The sequence below is a fragment of the Micromonospora sp. WMMD1102 genome, from assembly GCF_029626265.1.
Lineage (GTDB): Bacteria > Actinomycetota > Actinomycetes > Mycobacteriales > Micromonosporaceae > Plantactinospora.
Map to the genome: position 1 here is coordinate 6,593,699 of NZ_JARUBN010000001.1, position 14,859 is coordinate 6,608,557.

At 73.9% G+C, this 14,859-nt stretch carries 15 protein-coding genes and 1 pseudogene; 7 read left to right on the forward strand and 9 right to left on the reverse strand.

Annotation, left to right across the window (positions count from 1 at the left end; translation table 11 throughout):
- Window positions 1-55: 55 nt before the first annotated feature.
- Window positions 56-700: a DUF305 domain-containing protein gene (locus O7626_RS29690; protein WP_278064340.1), complete on the reverse strand. Its 645-nt coding sequence runs from the start codon at window positions 698-700 to the stop codon at window positions 56-58.
- 104 nt (window positions 701-804) lie between these two features.
- Window positions 805-1,551 carry a lytic polysaccharide monooxygenase gene (locus O7626_RS29695; RefSeq protein WP_278064341.1) on the reverse strand — a complete coding sequence of 249 codons (747 nt, stop codon included), beginning with the start codon at window positions 1,549-1,551 and terminating at the stop codon, window positions 805-807.
- A gap of 258 nt (window positions 1,552-1,809) precedes the next feature.
- Between O7626_RS29695 and O7626_RS29700 the strand changes: the two genes are divergently transcribed.
- From O7626_RS29700 to O7626_RS29710, 3 genes and pseudogenes are all read left to right on the forward strand, one after another.
- Window positions 1,810-2,769, forward strand: coding sequence for a hypothetical protein (locus O7626_RS29700; RefSeq protein WP_278064342.1), 960 nt, complete (start codon window positions 1,810-1,812; stop codon window positions 2,767-2,769).
- Window positions 2,770-2,889: 120 nt separating this feature from the next.
- Window positions 2,890-3,368, forward strand: a pseudogene (locus O7626_RS29705) (sigma-70 family RNA polymerase sigma factor); the annotation flags it as partial.
- A gap of 139 nt (window positions 3,369-3,507) precedes the next feature.
- Window positions 3,508-4,383 carry a hypothetical protein gene (locus O7626_RS29710; protein WP_278064343.1) on the forward strand — a complete coding sequence of 292 codons (876 nt, stop codon included), beginning with the start codon at window positions 3,508-3,510 and terminating at the stop codon, window positions 4,381-4,383.
- Window positions 4,384-4,462: 79 nt separating this feature from the next.
- Here O7626_RS29710 and O7626_RS29715 read toward each other — a convergent pair whose 3' ends face one another.
- From O7626_RS29715 to O7626_RS29735, 5 genes are all read right to left on the reverse strand, one after another.
- Window positions 4,463-5,929: an aspartate aminotransferase family protein gene (locus tag O7626_RS29715; RefSeq protein ID WP_278064344.1), complete on the reverse strand. Its 1,467-nt coding sequence runs from the start codon at window positions 5,927-5,929 to the stop codon at window positions 4,463-4,465.
- A gap of 87 nt (window positions 5,930-6,016) precedes the next feature.
- Window positions 6,017-6,235, reverse strand: coding sequence for a GntR family transcriptional regulator (locus O7626_RS29720; protein ID WP_101371566.1), 219 nt, complete (start codon window positions 6,233-6,235; stop codon window positions 6,017-6,019).
- A 414-nt stretch (window positions 6,236-6,649) separates the two neighbouring features.
- Entirely contained in the window at window positions 6,650-8,041 is a 1,392-nt protein-coding gene (locus O7626_RS29725) for an MFS transporter (protein ID WP_278064345.1), read from the reverse strand.
- Between the two features lie 327 nt (window positions 8,042-8,368).
- Window positions 8,369-8,833: a hypothetical protein gene (locus O7626_RS29730; protein WP_278064346.1), complete on the reverse strand. Its 465-nt coding sequence runs from the start codon at window positions 8,831-8,833 to the stop codon at window positions 8,369-8,371.
- Window positions 8,834-8,873: 40 nt separating this feature from the next.
- Window positions 8,874-9,017, reverse strand: a complete 144-nt coding sequence (locus O7626_RS29735; protein ID WP_278064347.1) for a hypothetical protein — start codon at window positions 9,015-9,017, stop codon at window positions 8,874-8,876.
- 178 nt (window positions 9,018-9,195) lie between these two features.
- On the opposite strand from O7626_RS29735, the gene O7626_RS29740 reads away from it, so the two are divergent.
- Together O7626_RS29740 and O7626_RS29745 are read left to right on the forward strand one after the other, a co-directional pair.
- On the forward strand, window positions 9,196-9,852 hold the full coding sequence (locus O7626_RS29740; protein ID WP_278064348.1) for a response regulator transcription factor: 657 nt from the start codon (window positions 9,196-9,198) through the stop codon (window positions 9,850-9,852).
- An 8-nt stretch (window positions 9,853-9,860) separates the two neighbouring features.
- On the forward strand, window positions 9,861-11,237 hold the full coding sequence (locus tag O7626_RS29745; protein ID WP_278064349.1) for a HAMP domain-containing sensor histidine kinase: 1,377 nt from the start codon (window positions 9,861-9,863) through the stop codon (window positions 11,235-11,237).
- Between the two features lie 42 nt (window positions 11,238-11,279).
- On the opposite strand, the gene O7626_RS29750 is transcribed toward O7626_RS29745, so the two are convergent.
- Complete coding sequence (locus O7626_RS29750; RefSeq protein ID WP_278066372.1) at window positions 11,280-12,221, reverse strand: TAXI family TRAP transporter solute-binding subunit; 942 nt, start codon at window positions 12,219-12,221, stop codon at window positions 11,280-11,282.
- Between the two features lie 230 nt (window positions 12,222-12,451).
- Here O7626_RS29750 and O7626_RS29755 point away from each other — a divergent pair, with 230 nt between their 5' ends.
- Window positions 12,452-13,099: a hypothetical protein gene (locus tag O7626_RS29755; RefSeq protein ID WP_278064350.1), complete on the forward strand. Its 648-nt coding sequence runs from the start codon at window positions 12,452-12,454 to the stop codon at window positions 13,097-13,099.
- Window positions 13,100-13,124: 25 nt separating this feature from the next.
- On the opposite strand, the gene O7626_RS29760 is transcribed toward O7626_RS29755, so the two are convergent.
- Window positions 13,125-13,451, reverse strand: coding sequence for an MGMT family protein (locus tag O7626_RS29760; protein ID WP_278064351.1), 327 nt, complete (start codon window positions 13,449-13,451; stop codon window positions 13,125-13,127).
- A 71-nt stretch (window positions 13,452-13,522) separates the two neighbouring features.
- On the opposite strand from O7626_RS29760, the gene proB reads away from it, so the two are divergent.
- On the forward strand, window positions 13,523-14,713 hold the full coding sequence (gene proB / locus O7626_RS29765; RefSeq protein ID WP_278064352.1) for a glutamate 5-kinase: 1,191 nt from the start codon (window positions 13,523-13,525) through the stop codon (window positions 14,711-14,713).
- Window positions 14,714-14,859: the final 146 nt, after the last annotated feature.

Sequence of the window (14,859 nt, forward strand, 5' to 3'; positions counted from 1 at the left end):
CGGCAACGGGACGGTCCGAGCGGCGCGGGGACTCCGGGCAGGGCGACGGGTCCGGTCAGCGGGCCGGTCCGGCCGGGGGCAGCATCTTCAGCATCTGGTCGATCTGCGCGGTCCGGGACATGTCGATCCGCCGGGCCAGCTCGCGCATCTCGGGGTGGCTGCCGGCCCTCGTCTCCGTCCGGGCCAGCTCGACGGCGCTGTGCTGGTGCCCGATCAGTAGGTTGAGGAAGTCCGTCTCGAACCTCGCCCCGCTGGTCCGGGCCAGCGCGGCGAGCTGCGCCGGGTCGAGTACCGGCAGTCCGCCGTGGTCGGCGTGCGCGTGCGCGGCCGGGTCCGCCGACGGGCTCCGGCCCCAACCGCGCAGCCAGTCCCGCATGGTTTGCTGCTCGGCCTCCTGGGTGACCTCGATCGCGGCGGCCAGGATCTTCAGCTCCTCCTGCCGGGCCCGCTCGGGTGCCAGCCGGACCAGGGCCAGCCCCTGACCGTGCGAGGTCACCATCATCTGCAGGAACATCACGTCGGTGTCGTTGACGGCGCCGGCGGGCGCGGTCGCCGGGACGGAGCCCGCCGCCGCCGGGGTGGGACCGGTCGGCGCGGGTGCCGGCGCCGCCACCGGACCGCCGGTCCCGGCCGGTGCGGGTGCGCAGCCGGCGAGCAGCGCCAGCGTCGCGACGATCAGGGTACGGCGGAAGCGCTTCATGCCCTCGTCTCCTGGTACGGCCTTGGGAGCGGACCTGTGGCGGATACGGACCCGCAGGGGGTACGGGTCCGTATCCGCGACGGGTACGTCCCGGCGGGCTGGCGTCAGACGCGCTGCCAGAGCGCCGGTACGTTCGGCGGCTCCCAGCCGGCGATCGCGGTGTGCGCCTGGCGGCAGCGGTACGTCGCACCGCCGTAGGTCACCTGGCTGCCGACCGAGTACGCCGTACCGGCCCGCCAGGTTCCGCCGGCCGGCGGCGGGGCGGTGGTGGCCGGCGGCGGGGTCGGGCTGTTGGTCCGGGTGGGGGTGGGGTTCGGGTTGGGGTTGCCGCTCCCGCCACCGATCTGGAGGTCGACGCAGACGTAGAACGCGTTCGCGGTGTCGGCGACGTTCCAGATCGCCAGCAGCTTCTGCCGGCCGCTGCGACCGCCCAGGTTCACGCTGTGCGAGACGGTGGCACCGGGCTGCCGGCCGCCGTCGTCGAAGACGGCGATCCGGGAGTTGCCGATGTAGTACTCCCAGGTGCTGGTGGCGTGCCGGGCGGTGAGTACCCAGTTGAAGTTGACCGTCTGGCCGACCGAGGTGGCCGGCCAGGGCCGGCTGTCGTCGTTGAGCACCGAGAAGTGCCCGATGTTGGCGTGGCAGCTGCGCAGCCCCTTCGGGCCCTCCACGCTCTGCGGCTCCCACTGGATCTGGCCGCAGTCGAAGGACACCGCCCGCTGCGCACAGAGCGCCTGCCGGCTCGGTGGTGAGGAGATGTAGCCGTGCGCCTGGGCGGCCTGCGGGGCGACGAGGAGGGCGGAGACGACGGTCGCCACCGTCGTGACCGCCAGGACCACGGTTCTTCGCATCGTGGGCTCCTTTACTGCATCGGGAAGGTCTCTTCAACATAAGAGAAAGATTGTTAACAGTAAATACTCACCGGCAACATTCGTCGATGGATTGCCACGCCGGTCGCCGGTGGCCCACCGCCACCCGGCACCGGTCGCGGGGTGTCGGCCAGCCGACACGATGCGGGGTGCAACCGGTCTTCGGGCGGCGACGTGTCTTGGCCGCAACACGAAACGGGGGGACCGTCCACCCGTCCAATGTGGAGTTGGAGGACAGTCATGACCATCAGCAGGAGCCGCCGGCTGGCGGCCGGCGCACTCGGCGCCGCCACCGCGCTCGCCACTCTCGCCATGGCACCGGCGGCACAGGCCGGGACCCGGGACGGCCAGCCGCCGGCGTACCGGGACACCTCGGTCACGGTCGGCCGGCTCGTGCTGGAGCCGACCGAGCGCGGCTACCGGGGCAGCGTGCCGCTTACCGTCTCCTACCGGGGCCGGGGCAGCGCCGACCTCCAGGTGACCGTCGCCGAGCCGGTGGCCGGCGCCTTCGCCGACATCGACACCGACCTGCCGTGCTGGTTCGGGACCCGTCCCGGCGAGCTGCGCCGGGACATCCACTGTGGCGCGTCGGCGATCCGGGGCGGCGAGCACCGGACGTACACGATCGACTTCGAGGTGCTGACCAGCACCCGGGCGTACCCGATGTCGGTCGACGGCGGTGCGGTGACCGTGCAGACCAGGGACGCGCAGCCGGCGACCGTGACCGACAGCTTCCAGACGCTGTTCCGGTCCACCACCGGGTCGCTGCGCGACCCCCGGCCGTACGTGCAGGACACCCGGACCGACGCGAGCGTCACCGCCGGGGCCGCCACCCTGGTACGCCAGCCCGACGGCAGCTACCTCGGCCGGGTCCCGGTGACCGTCCGGTACGGCGGCGACGCCCCGCACGACATGCTCCAGGTCGAGACGCAACTCCCGGCCGGGGTGCAGCTGCGCGGCATCGAGCCGGGCGCCGTCTGTGCGGGGACCTGGTGCGAGGTGCCGGGCGGCAGGTTCATGCCCGGCGAGGAGCGGTCGGTTGAGGTACTGGTCGGCGCTCCGGCCGGCACCGCCCCCGGCGACCTGGGCACCGGCTCGATCCGGCTGCACGCCGGTTTCTTGTTCACCGAGCTGTCCGACGTGGACCCGTCGGACAACACCGCCGGCTTCGCGGTCACCGCCGTTGACGGCGCTGCCTAGCATGTCGGTCGTCGACGCCCGGCCCCTGACCTTCCAGGGGCCGGGCGGCTCCCTCCTGGCCACCCGGTCGGTCAACCGGTGGGCAGGGCGGGCACACGGAACAGCCACGGGGAGACGGGTGTGCAGGCAGCGGAGTCGGGGCCACGGTTCGACGACGTCTACCGGGCCCACTTCCAGCCGCTTGTCGTCCAGCTGTTCGCGTACGTCGGTGACATGACCGAGGCACAGGACCTGGTGCAGGAGGCGTTCAGCCGCGCCTGGCCGCGCTGGGACCGGATCGCCCGGTACGAGGACCCGGTCGCCTGGGTCCGCCGGGTCGCCTGGAACACCGCCACCAGCCGGTGGCGCCGGCTGCGTACCGCCCGGAGATATCTGGAGCGGCAGCGGCCGGAGAACGTACCCGGTCCCGGCCCGGACCGGGTGGCCCTGGCGGCGGCGCTGGCGACCCTGCCGCCGAACCAGCGCCGGGCCGTGGTGCTGCACCACCTGGCGGACCTCTCCATCAGCGAGATCGCCCTGGAGTGCGAGGTGGCCCCGGCACGGTCAAATCCTGGCTGCACCGGGGGCGGATCGCGCTGGCCGCCCGACTCGGCGACACTGCTCGGGACGGCACGGACTCCCGGTCGGCTGGCACGGACTCCCGATCGGGTGGCACGGACTCCCGATCCGGTGGCACGGCCGGCAGGTCCGGCGGCCGGAAACCGACGGAGCCGACCGGTCGGATGGAGGTGAGCTGAGGTGGCGGAGCTGGACCCGGCGACCAACCGCCGGCTCGACGCGGCCTTCGCCGACTTCCGGGCCGAGGCGCTGGACCGGATGACGAGCGGAGATCCGGACGCCCCCCGGCGGATCGCCTACCGGCGCACCCGCAACCGGATGGCCGCCACCGGGGCGCTCGCGCTGGCCGTGGTGGCCGGCAGCCTGGTCGGCGTACTCGGCCTGCCCGGTGTCGAACGGTCCGACCCGCCGGTCGCCGAGACCCCCAACCCGACCGCCGCGCCGACGGGCGCCGCGCCGTCGGCCGCCCCCTCCGGCTCTCCCACGCCGAGCGGCACCCCCAGCCCGAGCGCCACGCCCAGCCCGACGGTGTCGCCGACCGCCCCGGCCACCCCGGTCGGCCCGCCGCCGACCCGCCCGCCCGACCAGGGCCAGGCTCCCGACCCCGGACCGGCCGAGCCGTCCCGGCCGACGGACCTGGTGCTGACCGGCCCGTCCGAGGTGACCCTCACCCCGGTCGACGGGAGATACAGCGGCAGCATCCCGATCGCCATCCGCAACCAGGGCGAGCAGCCGTACGACGCGAACGCCCTGATCGTGGTGGAGCCGCTGGAGGTGCGGACCCGCACCGACGGCAGCGAGTTCGGCGCCTGCTGGTACACCGACGAGAACAACGAGACCCGCACCAACGAGTGCACCGGGTTCCGCACCGTCCCGTCCGGCGGCTCCCAGACCACCGCCCTGACCCTCTTCGTCGACGTGGCGCCGGCACCGGGCACCCGGACGATCGAGGGCTACCGGATGACCATCCGCAGCAACCTGGACGGCAGGCTGCTGACCGACCGGACGCCCGGCAACAACACCATCGAGGTACGCCTCCGGCTGGTCGGCGACTGAGCTGACCGGCGAGGGCCAGGGCGGCGGCGGTCCCGTCCCCGGTGCCCGCCGGTCGGCTCGGCCGGCACCGGACCGCAGATCAGTAGCCGGGGCGTTGCAGCAGGCCGAGGAACTCCGCCAGCAGCGCCTCCCGGACCGGGACCGGCGCCGCGTCCAGCAGGGTGTTGACCGGGGCCATCCGCTCCGGCGGACGGCCGGCGGCCGGGTCCAGGCCCAGCCCGCCGGCCACCCCGGCGACCAGCTCCGGGGTGAGCGACTCGGGCCTCAGCGTGTCGAGGACGCCCAGCAGTTCGGCGGGAAGCGCGACCGGGCCGGCCGAGCGGGCGTCCGCCACCGCCGCCCGCAGGTCCGCGCCGAACTCCGGCACCCGGGGCGCCACCGAGGCGGTCACCGAGAGGTGGATGCTGGCCGGCAGGCCGGCGTACGAGAGCTGGGGCTGGGTGTGCCAGCCACGCCGGGTCAGCTCGTCGGCCAGGACGAACAGGTCCAGCCCCGGATCGGTGCTGGTGAAGCAGACCACCGTCGACTCCGGCTCGGTGACCAGTCGCAGGCCGTCCACCGCGGAGACCGCGCCGGCCAGTCCGCGTACCGCCGTCAGGGTCTGCTCGGCAAGCGTCAGATAGCCGGCGTCGCCGAGGTGCCGCAGCGTGGCGTACGCGGCGGCGATCGGCCCACCGGACCGGGTGGACGAGAGCACCGGGTTCACCATCGTGTAGCCGGGCCAGCCGGCGAACGCGAAGTACTGCGGCCGGCGCAGCCCCGGGTCCCGGTGCAGCAGCACCGAGACGCCCTTCGGGGTGTACGCGTACTTGTGCAGGTCCACCGAGATCGAGGTGACCCCGGGCAACCCGAAGTCGAACGGCGGCACCGGCACGCCGAGCCGGCGCAGGTAGGGCAGGACCCAGCCGCCGAAGCAGGCGTCCACGTGGCAGCGCACCCCGGCCGTGGCGGCCAGCTCGGCGATCTCGGCCACCGGGTCCAGCACCCCGTACGGGTACGACGGCGCCGAGCAGGCCACGAGTACGGTCTCCGGGCCGATCGCCGCCGCCACGTCCCCAGGTGCGGGGCGGAGCGTCTCCGCCGACACCGGCACCTGGTCGAGGGCGACCCCGAGCAGGTGCGCCGCCTTGGCGAACGCCGCGTGCCCGCTGGTCGGCACCACCAGCCGGGGCCGGGCCACCTCCGGCCGGGCGTCCCGGGCCGCCTTGACGGCCAGGATCAGCGACTCGGTGCCGCCACCGGTGACGCTGCCGGCGACCTCCGGCGCCGCCGTCCCCGGCCCGCCGCCGAGCAGCCGGGCGGCGGCGCCGACGAGTGCGTTCTCCAGGGCCAGCAGGGACGGGAAGGCGGTCGGGTCCAGCCCGTTGACGTGTGCCGCCAGCGCGTGCGCCGCGTTCGCCAGCTCGTCCAGCCCGGCGACCGCCGGGTCGTAGACGTAGGCGAAGAGCCGGCCGCCGTGCGTCGGCAGGTCCGCGGCGCGCAGGTCGCCCAGCTCGGCAAGCACCTTGTCCGCGGGTACGCCCACCGGCGGCAACGCGTCGATCATGGCGGCCACCGTAACAGTCGTAACGACCCCGTCGACCCCCTTGTGACCTGCGACCACGGCACGATTCCCTGCCGTGGTGCCGGCCGCTCAGCGCTCCCGGACGTACACGCCGACGCCGGGCAGCGTCTCGGTGATGCCCTTGGCGCGGAGGTTCTGCATGGCCCGGTCGATGACCGGCTCCGTGACGCCGTAATGCTCGATCAACTCTCGTCGGCTGGGCAGCCGGGAGCCGGGCGGAAACTCTCCCGCCTCGATCCGCTTCTCCAGGTCGTCAGCTATTTCCTCGTAGCGGTAACGCGGTGGCACGGTGATCCCTCCGGTCGGCACCTACAGGAAATCACCAAAGGGAAGCCATTGACTACCCAACGCTAGCTGTGGGAAGTTCGACAGCAGCCTCCTCCGGTCGGCAAACCAGGTGGGGCGGAAGGCGGTCCGGCTACGCGACGTAGGGCTCCGTGGCCGGACCTGCCGTCTGGCGGCGAAGGAGGACGCGGGTGTTCAGCGACGACCTACCGCAGCAGCCCGTGCCACTGACGAACCCTGGACCGGTACCCGTGCCGGAGTCCGTCGAACGGGCCGAGATGCGCAGCGTGCTCCTGCGCCACGTCAGCAGCGGCGGCAACTGCCGGTCGTGCGGCAGGCCGCCGGATCACACCGGAATGTGCTGGGCCGCCAGGGTGGCGTACGAACGGCTCACCAGCGACTGGGGAAGCGACCCGGCTACCGCTCCGGCTCGGCGGCCGACGCCGCCGCCAGCCGCTCCGGGGTGAGGTCGTAGCCGCGCATGGCCAGCAGGGCGAGCCCGACCAGCAGCGCGGGCAGCACGGTGAAGCCGACCAGCACCCCGGCCCGCGCGGTGCCGGACTGCGCCGCCGCCTGACCGGTCGACGAGGAGACGTAGCCGGACAGTTGCAGCACCAGGCCGTAGATGCCCGGCCCGAGCGCCAACCCGAACGTCTCGCCGGCCGTCCACACCCCGGTGAAGACTCCCGCCTGGCGGCGGCCGGTGCGCGCGGTGTCGTACCCGATGCAGTCCGGCAGCATCGCCATCCCGAAGACCTGCTGGCCGGCGTACCCGCAGCCGATCATCGCGACGACCAGATAGACCGCCGGGGCCGGCAGCACCGGCGCGGCGGCCAGCGCGAGCGCGCCGCCCGCGAAGATCAGCGACGCGACGGCGAACGCGCGGGGCTTGCCGAGCCGGGCACCGGCCCGGCTCCAGAGCGGCATCACCAGCAGCGCCGGACCGACGAAACAGGCGAAGAGCAGCGTCGCGCCGGTCTCCGGATCCCGCAGCACGTGTTCGGCGAAGTAGGCCACCCCGGCCAGCACGGTCGCGATCCCGGCCGCCTGCACCACGAAGCAGACCAGCAGCAGCCGGAACGGCCGGTTGGCGGCGGCGACCGCGAGCTGGGCCCGCAGGCTCGGTTCGCTGGCCAGCACCGTCCCGGCCGGCGCGGACCGGGTGCCGCGGAACGCACCGACCGCGCCGACCGCGATCAGCACCGCCACGAAGAGACCGAGCCAGCGGTGCCCGGACACGCCGTCGCCACCGGCGGCCACCACCACCGGGGCCAGCGCGCCGGAGACCAGGATGGCCAGCGCCAGCACCGCCACCCGCCAGGTCATCAGCCGGGTCCGCTCGGCGTAGTCGTCGGTCAGCTCGGCCGGCATGGCGACGTACGGGACCTGGAAGAAGGCGAACGCGGTCGCGGTGAGCAGGAAGGCCAGCGCTACGTACCCGGCGGCGGCCGGGCCGGGCGGGAACGGCGCCGCGAAGATGGCGGCAAAGAGGACGGCGAGGGCGAGCCCGCCGCCGAGCAGGTACGGGCGGCGGGCACCCCAGCGCGACCGGGTCCGGTCCGAGATCCGCCCGGCGACCGGGTTCACCAGCACGTCCCAGGCCTTCGGCAGCAGCACCAGCAGGGCGGCCAGCCCGGCGGCCACCCCCAGGGTGTCGGTCAGGTACGGCAGCAGCACCAGGCCGGGCACCGTACCGAAGGCGCCGGTGGCCAGCGAGCCGAGGGCGTACCCGGCGTGCACCCGGCGCGGCAGGGTGGCCGGGGACGGGGACTCGGAGGGGTCGGCGCGAGTGCCGGGCACGGCGTCCATGCGCCGGGATGCTATCGGTATCGATCTTGCCTGCGGGCTCCCGCTTTCGTACGGCGACGGTGGCCGATCGGTGTAACGCCGCCCGACCAAGGCGGACGGCCGGCGAAGCACCCGCGTCGGGCATGGTGGATGCGAAGTATCCGAGCGCGCCTTTCAACGGGTGCTGGCGCTGATCGATCTTGCGGGGGTCACTGGTCAACGCGACCCACGCCCGGTCCAGGTTGCCGGGTATAACGGTCAGCAGTCCCTGCCACCCCTGGTATGCCTGACGATCGGCCGCGCGGACCGTCCATGGTGTCGGTCGTGGGATCTCGGCGCCCCGTCCGGTCACGCGGCGTCCTCGCCGGGGCGGTCGATGACGGGGCCGTCGCCGTTGAATGGCCCTTGAAGTTCGCGGGCCAGGCGCGGGTCGGACCAGGCTTCGGCGGTGGACCGCCAGGAAGCGAGGTTTCGAGCGAACGGCGTCAGTAGGCCGGTATCGGCCCCAGCGACGAGATCGGAGAGGAGTTCACGGACGCAGGTGAGCCGCTCCTCGGCCGGCAGCCAGGACAGCCAGGGCAGTTCTTCAGCGAGAGCCTCTTCGGCGAGGTCGCGGTGGCGTCGAGCGAGGATCGCCAGCGATCGCGCCGCGATCCGAAGCCCGGTCGCGACGGCTTCGAACCGCTCCACCCGAGTGAGGACCAGATTCTCCTCATCACGGCGCTCAAGGATGACGTCCGCGTCAGTCAGCGACGGGAGGACCTGTGAGGGTCCGCGAAGAAATGAGCTGTATGGGAAGGTCTGCACTGCCACCTGTCAAGGTAATCTGAAGTAGTTCAGACTGGCCACCCGATCACCGGCGGTCAGTGTTGTCGGCGGCCGCCGCGAGCAAGATCGCCGTCTCGCCCGTGTCGCGGCCCAGTGCGAGCAAGCTCTGCACGAGCTGCAGCGCCTCCGGAGTGTCGGCCTTGATGTCATACACCTCGAACGAACGCACCGTGCGCCGGTGGTAACCGTCCTGGTGGGGCCAGCCCCCGGCCGTCCTGCCCGCACTGCGGCTTGAAGCCGATCGTTGAGCCAATCTTGAGTGTTCCGGCATCCCGCGCCGCTGTGTTCGACCAGCCGGATGCGGGATGATGCGCAACGGCTGGTACGACAGACGAGGAGCGGCCGGCATGCGCATCCTGTTGGTCGAGGACGACGCCCGGGTCGCCGGTGCGATGGCCGGCGCCCTCTCCCGGCGGGGCTACGACGTGGAGCGGGCCGGCACCGCCGCCGCCGCGCTCGCCGCCGCCCCCTGCGACCTGGTGCTGCTCGACCTCACCCTGCCGGACGGCGACGGGGTGGAGGTGTGCCGGGCTCTGCGGCAGCGCAGTGCCCAGCTCGGCATCATCGCGGTGACCGCGCGCGGCGAGGAACGCGACCGGGTCATCGGGCTGCGGATGGGCGCCGACGACTACGTGGTGAAGCCGTTCTCGATGGCCGAGCTGGAGGCCCGGATCGTCGCGGTGCTGCGCCGGGCCCGGGCCGGGGTGCCGCGCCCCGAGGTGATCGAGGTCGGCCCGATCTCGATCGACGTCGCCGCCCGGCTGGTCACGGTACGCGCCGCCGGGGTCGCGCTGACCCGCAAGGAGTTCGACATCCTGGTGTCGCTGGCCCGGCAACCCGGTGTGGTGGTGCCGCACGAGCGGATCGTCCTGGACGTCTGGCCGACCACCGGCGCCGCCCGGCACACCGTCGAGGTGCACGTCGGCTCGCTGCGCGGCAAGCTCGGCGACCCCGACCTGGTGCAGACGGTACGCGGCGTCGGCTACCGGCTCCGAGCCGAGTAGGACCGTCCGTGCGCCGCCGCCTGGTCTTCAGCTATTCGCTGCTCATGATCCTGGTCCTGCTCGCCCTGGAGACTCCGCTGGCGGTCACGCTGGCGAACCGGGAGACCGAACGGGTCCGGGCGGACCGGCTCGCCGACGCCAACCGGTTCGCCTCGCTCGCCGGCCCCGCCCTGCGTACCGGCGCGGTAAGCGCGATAACCGACGAGTTGCAGCGCTACCAGGAGCTGTACGGCATCCGGGCGGCCGTGATCGACCGGGAGGGCCGCCAGGTGGCCGCCCCGGCCGGCCCGCGCCTGGACACCGAACCGGCCGACACGGCGACCTTCGGGGCGCTCGCCGGCCGGCAGATGACCGTGCCGGAGGTGCTCTGGCCCTGGCAGGTCGGCCCGCTGGTGGTGGCCGTACCGGTGAACGACGGCGGTGAGGTGATCGGTGCCGTGATCACCGTCTCGGCCACCGAACGGGTGCGTCGGACCGTCACCATCTGGTGGGCGGTCCTGGCCGCCGTCGGGCTGCTCGCGGTCTCCGCCGGGGTGATGACGGCGTTCCGGCTGGCCGGTTGGGTGCTGCGCCCGGTGACCGTACTCGACGTGGTGACCCACGACATCGCGGCCGGTGACGGCCTGGCCCGGGTGCCGACCCAGCAGGGACCGCCGGAACTGCGCCGGCTCGCCACCAGCTTCAACGAGATGGCCGACGCGGTCGCCGACGCGCTGGAACGGCAGCGGGCCTTCGTCGCGCACGCCAGCCACCAGCTCCGCAACCCGCTGACCGCGCTCCGGCTGCGGGTCGAGGAACTCGGGCCGAGCCTGACCGACGAGTACGGCCGGGACGAGCACAAACTGGCGCTGGAGGAGACCGACCGGCTGGCCCAGGTACTCGACGGGCTGCTCACCCTGGCCCGCGCGGAGCGTGCCCAGCACACCATGGTGGTGGTGGACGCGGCGGCCGTGGCCGCGTCCCGGGTCGCCGCCTGGCAACCGCTGGCCAACCACCGGGGGATGACGCTGACCCTCACCCCGGTTGACGGCCCGGTGCCCGCCCGGGCGGTGCGTACCGCCGTCGACCAGGTGCTCGACGCGCTCATCGACAACGCGGTCAAGTTCGGCCACCCCGGCGGCCGGGTCGAGGTCTCGGTGCACCGCGACGACGACGGGGTGGTGGTCCGGGTCAGCGACGACGGCCCGGGGATGACCGGCGCCCAGCTCCAGTCCTCGACCGAGCGTTTCTGGCGGGCCCCGGACACCCAGAACATCGACGGCGCCGGCCTCGGCCTGACCATCGTGGCGGTACTCGTCGACGCCTCCGGCGGCCGGCTCACCATGCGCCCGGCCGAGCCGACCGGGCTGACCGCCGACGTCTGGTTCCGCCCCGGCGAGCCGTGAGCCGGCTCCGCGGCGGCGAGCCGGGAAAAGGGCGGCTCCCGCTCAGGGCTTGTGCGTCTGGTAGTAGCGGGCCGCGCCGGGGTGCAGCGCCAGCGGGGTGGTGGTGATCGCCGACTGCACGTTCAGCCGGGCGGCGGCCGGATGCGCGCTGGAGAGTTCGTCCCGGCGCTGCATCAGCAGCCGGGTCACGTCGTAGACCAGCTGCTCCGGCAGGTTCGTCGCCACCACCAGGTAGTTCGGCACCGCCACCGTGGTCACCGGCGCCGACCCGTACGCCGAGGCGGGGATGTCCCGCTGCACGTAGACCTCCCGGTACGACCGCCGCAGCGGCTCCACCCACTGTCCGAGGTCGACGAAGCGGGCCCGGGTCTGCGCGGCGAAGTCCGCCACCGCCTTGACCGGCAGCCCGCCGGAGAAGAAGAACGCGTCGATCCGGCCGGCCCGCAGCGCGGCCACCGAGTCGTCGATGCCGAGCCGGAGCGTCTCGGCCAGCTTGTCGTCGACCTTTGCCACGTCGAGCAGGCGCTCGGCGGTGACCGCGGTGCCGGAGCCGGGTGCGCCGATCGCCACCCGCTTGCCGGTCAGGTCGGTCAGCCTACGGATCGGCTGCTGGCTCAGCGTGACCAGGTGCAGCAGGTCGTCGTAGACCCGGGCGACGGCGCTCAGCCCGACCCGCTGATCCGGCTCGGTCGCCAGGATGTCGGCCTGGGTGAAGCCGAGTTCGGCCCGGCCGGCGCGGACCAGCGAGACGTTCTCCGCCGACGCGGCGGTCACCACCACGCTCGCCGTGACGTCCGGCAACTCCCGGTTGAGGATGCCGGCCAGCGACTGACCGACCGCGTAGTAGACCGCCGTGGCGCTGCCGGTGGCGATCCGCAGCCGGGTCGGCTCGGCCGCCTCGGTGGTGCAGCCGGTGGAGCCCGGCAGCGCGACCGCGACCACGGCCAGTGCCGCGGCGAGCCTGCCGGACCGCGTACGCGGCAGCCCGAGCCGGGGCACGGGCAGCCCGAGCCGGGGCAGCCCGAACCGCCGACCGGGCAGTTTCCGGCCGACGTGTCGGTGCCACCGTGCCTCGCCCACCCCACCACCACCCCGGCGATGATCGACACTCAGCGCAAATTTTGCTCAAGCCTTCAGCCGATGTCTACCGCGTCGGCGCGCTAACGGCCACCGTTGAAAGTAGTTGGTCGTCGCGACAACGGGGGGCGACAGAGATGGTCTGGAGCACCGGGGCGTACGCCTTCACGCGGTCACCCCTACGGCCGTCCGGCAGAACCAACCTGCTGGACCGCACCTCGCTGGCGGACGCCTTCGAGGCGGCGTGCCTGATCAGGTGCATCCAGGTGGAGGGGGTGCGGCAGCCGGCAACGCTGGTGGCCGAGTTCAGCTCGGAGGCTGCCGCCACCCGTCTGGCCGAACTGCTGGTCCGGCTCGGCATGCCGGCCCGGCCGGAACGGATCACCGCCGGTGTCCGGCGCCGCTACGAACTGCACCGCCTGCACCTCACCGACCCGGGGCAGCCGGCCGTACTCGCGATGGGCTGGCGGCAGGGGCGTACCGCCCTGCTCGACCCGGCCGCCATCGGCGCCTCCGCGCCGCGCAACGCCCGCCGGCAGGCGCTGGCCGCCGCCGCCTGGCGGGCCGCGCTGCTCGCCGCCGGCCGACACGTCCGGACCACGATCCTCGGGGTACGCATCCGGGACACCGAACTCGCGGCGGTGCTGGTCCGCGGCGCCCAGGTGCTCGGCTCGCCCGCCTCGGTCGCGCCCCGCTCGGGCTGCCTGCTGGTGACCGTGCCGGGCGGCCCGGACAAGGACCGCATCCTGCGCCGCAGCGCCCAGCCGACCGTCCTGGTGAGCTGACCGGGGCCGGCCGGGCGACGCTCGTTCAGTCGGACGGGTGCGGCTCCTCGACCGGCCGCCAGTCGGCCGCCGCCATGTCGACCCCGGCGCCGCGCAGCGGAGCACCCTCGGCGCGCAGTCGGGACCGGACCTCGGACTCGTGCCCCGGCGGCAGCCGGCCGGCCGAGTTGACCACCCGGTGCCACGGCACCCCGCCACCGTGCCGGGCCATAATCGAGCCGACAAGTCGGGCCGAGGACCGGCCGGAGCGGTCGGCCAGGTGGTCGGCGATCCCGCCGTACGACATGACCCGGCCGGGTGGGATCCGCTCGACCAGCGCGAGCACCTCTTCGACGTACTCCTCGGGCGTCATGAGCTGCCACGATATGGGAGTACCGGACGGGCCGGCGGGGCGGGCCGACAGGCGCACCGCAGAATGGGCGGGTGCGGGAAGCAGTCACCACAGCACGCCGGATCGTGGTCAAGGTCGGCTCCTCGTCGCTGACCACCGCCGCCGGTGGCCTGGACGCGACGCGGGTCGACGCGCTGGCCGACGTACTCGCCGGCTGGCTGGCCGAGGGTCCGGCCGGCGCCCCGGGCACCGAGCCGGACGCCCGACCGGCCGGGGTGGGGCGCCGGCGGACCGCCGCGGCGGACCGCCGGGAGCTGGTGCTGGTGTCGTCCGGGGCGATCGCCGCCGGCCTGGCGCCGCTGGGGCTGCCGGCCCGCCCCCGTGACCTGGCCACCCAGCAGGCCGCCGCCAGCGTCGGGCAGGGCCTGCTGATCGGCCGCTACTCCGCCGGTTTCGCCCGGCACGGCCGCACGGTCGGCCAGGTGCTGCTCACCGTCGACGACGTGACCCGGCGGGCGCACTACCGCAACGCCTACCGCACGCTGCGCAAGCTGCTCGACCTCGGTGCGGTGCCGATCGTCAACGAGAACGACACGGTGGCCACCGACGAGATCCGGTTCGGCGACAACGACCGGCTGGCCGCCCTGGTGGCCGCCCTGGTACACGCCGACCTGCTGATCCTGCTCTCCGATGTGGACGCCCTCTACACCGGCGATCCGGCCCGCCCCGGCACGGTGCGCGTCGAGGAGGTCCGTGACGAGCAGGACCTCGCCGAGGTGGCGGTCGGCCGGGCCGGGCGGGCCGGGGTCGGCACCGGCGGCATGGTCACCAAGGTGGAGGCGGCCCGGATCGCCACCGGCTTCGGCATCCCGGTGGTGCTGACCGCCGCGCCGCTGGCCCCCGCCGCGCTGGCCGGCGAGCCGGTCGGCACCCTCTTCCACCGGGTACGCCAGCGCCCGGCGGCCCGGCTCTTCTGGCTGGCCCACGCCACCTCGCCCCGGGGGCGGCTGCACCTCGACCCCGGCGCGGTGCAGGCGGTGGTGGACCGGCGCAAGTCCCTGCTGCCGGCCGGGATCACCGCGGTCGACGGCACCTTCACCGCCGGCGACCCGGTGGACCTGGTCGACGGCGCGGGTGCGGCGGTCGCCCGGGGGCTGGTCAACTACGACGCGGTGGAGCTGCCGGGCCTGCTCGGCCGCTCCACCGCGGAACTCGCCGCCGCCCTGGGGCCGGGGTACGAGCGCGAGGTCGTGCACCGCGACGACCTGGTACTGCTGGTCTGATCCGCCGGCCAGCGGCTCCTCGGTCGTCGGCCCTCGGTCGTCGGCCCTCGGTCACCGCCCCTCGGTCGTCGCTCTTGGCCTCGGCATGACGCTGTGTCCTTCGGTCCTCGGCATGACTCTGTTTTCGAGACTGTCGAGCTGGGTGC

Excerpts from the sequence above, each read along its gene's own strand:
- O7626_RS29690 (WP_278064340.1), bottom strand. The coding sequence starts at position 700 with ATGAAGCGCTTCCGCCGTACCCTGATCGTCGCGACGCTGGCGCTGCTC.
- O7626_RS29695 (WP_278064341.1), bottom strand. The coding sequence starts at position 1,551 with ATGCGAAGAACCGTGGTCCTGGCGGTCACGACGGTGGCGACCGTCGTC.
- O7626_RS29700 (WP_278064342.1), top strand. The coding sequence starts at position 1,810 with ATGACCATCAGCAGGAGCCGCCGGCTGGCGGCCGGCGCACTCGGCGCC.
- O7626_RS29715 (WP_278064344.1), bottom strand. The coding sequence starts at position 5,929 with ATGATCGACGCGTTGCCGCCGGTGGGCGTACCCGCGGACAAGGTGCTT.
- O7626_RS29725 (WP_278064345.1), bottom strand. The coding sequence starts at position 8,041 with ATGGACGCCGTGCCCGGCACTCGCGCCGACCCCTCCGAGTCCCCGTCC.
- O7626_RS29740 (WP_278064348.1), top strand. The coding sequence starts at position 9,196 with ATGCGCATCCTGTTGGTCGAGGACGACGCCCGGGTCGCCGGTGCGATG.
- O7626_RS29755 (WP_278064350.1), top strand. The coding sequence starts at position 12,452 with ATGGTCTGGAGCACCGGGGCGTACGCCTTCACGCGGTCACCCCTACGG.
- O7626_RS29760 (WP_278064351.1), bottom strand. The coding sequence starts at position 13,451 with ATGACGCCCGAGGAGTACGTCGAAGAGGTGCTCGCGCTGGTCGAGCGG.